2 protein-coding genes are annotated in these 2,398 nt (G+C 32.9%); both read right to left on the bottom strand.

The genetic code is table 11. The annotated features are described in order from the left end of the window. Nucleotides 1-396 (bottom strand): hypothetical protein (locus P8H68_RS05825; RefSeq protein ID WP_300322441.1); only part of this gene is annotated, 396 nt, incomplete at its 3' end. 116 nt (nucleotides 397-512) lie between these two features. After that, nucleotides 513-2,390 (bottom strand): ABC-F family ATP-binding cassette domain-containing protein, encoded by a 1,878-nt coding sequence (locus P8H68_RS05830; protein WP_300322442.1) that lies wholly within the window; start codon nucleotides 2,388-2,390, stop codon nucleotides 513-515. Between the last annotated feature and the right edge of the window lie 8 nt (nucleotides 2,391-2,398).

Genomic DNA, 2,398 nt, shown 5'->3' on the forward strand with positions numbered 1-2,398 from the left:
ATCAATCGCAAAATTAAACATCAATACTTTTTCTTCAAATTCTTGATTTCTTTTTATAAAACCAACATCGGCTCCTATAGGAAGAACCCATCTATTAAACTTTTTAGGATTCTTTTCTAACAAAAATTTATATTTAAAAAACAGACCAAAGCCGTAGTATTCAATTGCAGGAAATAATTCAGTGAAAGCACCAATTTCATATTTTAAATGGTGGCAAGCAACACGCAAAGTCATGTCTAACTCACCATGTTCACTTGTTTTATAAGGACCTTCTACTGCCATTTTAGGATCAATGACAACAGAAACCATACCCTGACTTTGAGCATAAAAATTCGTTATACCAAAAAAACTTAGTACAAGAATTAAAACGCATATTTTTAAAACACCCTTTTCCATAACATTAATTTTTTTAAACTAACGTATCATAGGGGGCGTTTATCTAATTTAAGAAATCAACAAACTAAAAACAAGAATCTTATGAAATATATTTAGACTTATTTAAAAACCTGTTTTTAGCCTTCAAGTTTTGCTGATAAATCAAACCAACGTTCCTCTTTCAGCTCAATGTCATCAATAATTTTTTGCAACTGAATAGAAACCTCATTTACATCATTTGGGTCAATTTCACCATTTGCAAACTGATTTTCAATTTTTTCTTTCTGCTTTTCTAGCTTTGCTATATCAGATTCTAGAGTTCCAAATTCACGCTTTTCATTGTAACTCAGTTTTCCTTTTGACTTGGGAGCAGCTTCCTTCACTGGTGCCTGAACTTCTGCTGGCTTTACTTTGATTTCTTTAGATTCTTTTGGTTTTGAATCTTCATAAACTCTATAATCTGAATAGTTTCCAGGGAAATTTTCTACAACTCCCTCTCCTCTAAACACAAATAAAGAATCTACAATTTTATCCATAAAATATCTATCGTGAGAAACCACCAATAAATTCCCAGGGAAATCAAGTAAAAATGCTTCTAAGACATTTAAGGTTACGATATCTAAATCATTGGTAGGCTCATCCAATATTAAAAAATTAGGATTCTGAATCAACACTGCACATAAAAACAAACGCTTGCGCTCTCCACCACTTAATTTTTCAACAAAATCATATTGACGCTTTCTATCAAACAAAAAGCGTTCTAAAAGCTGACTTGCAGAAATTTTATTTCCTTTGGCCAAAGGAATATATTCTCCAAATTCTTTGATTACTTCTATTACTTTCTGTCCTTCTTTGACAGTGATTCCACTTTGAGTATAATACCCATATTTTACGGTTTCCCCCAAGATAATTTTACCTTGATCTACGGGTTCTTTATGTGTAATTAAATTTAAAAAACTAGATTTTCCGGTTCCGTTTTTACCGATAATTCCGATACGTTCTCCTCTTTTGAACACATATTCAAAACCATCCATTATTTTTAAGTCGCCATAGGACTTATAAACTTTATGCATCTCAAGAATTTTACTTCCTAAGCGCTCCATATTGATCTCCAACTGGACTTTGTGTTCAGTTCTTCTGTTATGCGCTTTTTCCTTAATTTCAAAAAAGTCATCTATTCTAGATTTCGACTTTGTAGTCCTTGCCTTCGGCTGTCTACGCATCCAATCCAATTCCTTTTTAAATAAGTTTTTTGCTTTTTCTTGAACTACTTGCTCTAAAGCTATACGTTCTTCTTTCTTTTGTAAATAATAAGAGTAATTCCCTTTGTAGCTATACAATTCACCACCATCCAACTCAATGATTTCATTACAAACGCGTTCTAAAAAGTAACGATCATGCGTTACCATAAACAAGGTAATTTTTTCTTTCGCAAAAAATGACTCCAACCACTCTATCATTTCTAAATCCAGGTGATTGGTAGGCTCATCTAAAATCAATAAATCAGGTTTATTAATCAAAACCGTTGCCAATCCTAAACGCTTTTTTTGACCTCCAGAAAGTCCTTCTATTTTTTGATGGATATCATCAAATTTCAGTTTCGACAATATCTGTTTGTATTGCGTTTCAAAATCCCATGCATTGTACTGATCCATCAAATCGAATGCTTTTTGATAGGCATCTGTATCTTCAGGGTTCTCTAGCGCCGTTTCATATTGCTGAATTACTTTCAACACCGGGTTTTCCGAAGCAAAAATCACTTCTTCAATAGTCAACTTAGGATCTAACTTATCATCCTGAGCTAAATAGGCCACCTGAATATCTTTTCTGATAACCACCTGACCTGTGTCAGAAGTATCTCTTCCGGCAATGATGTTTAAAATGGAAGTTTTTCCGGTACCGTTTTTTGCTACAAATGCAATCTTTTGATCTTTATTAATCCCAAAAGATAATTTATCAAACAATACGCGTTCTCCGTATGCTTTGGAGATATTTTCTACAGATAAGTAATTCATGAAGTCTT

It is taken from the genome of Flavicella sp., from assembly GCF_029238425.1.
Lineage (GTDB): Bacteria > Bacteroidota > Bacteroidia > Flavobacteriales > Flavobacteriaceae > Flavicella.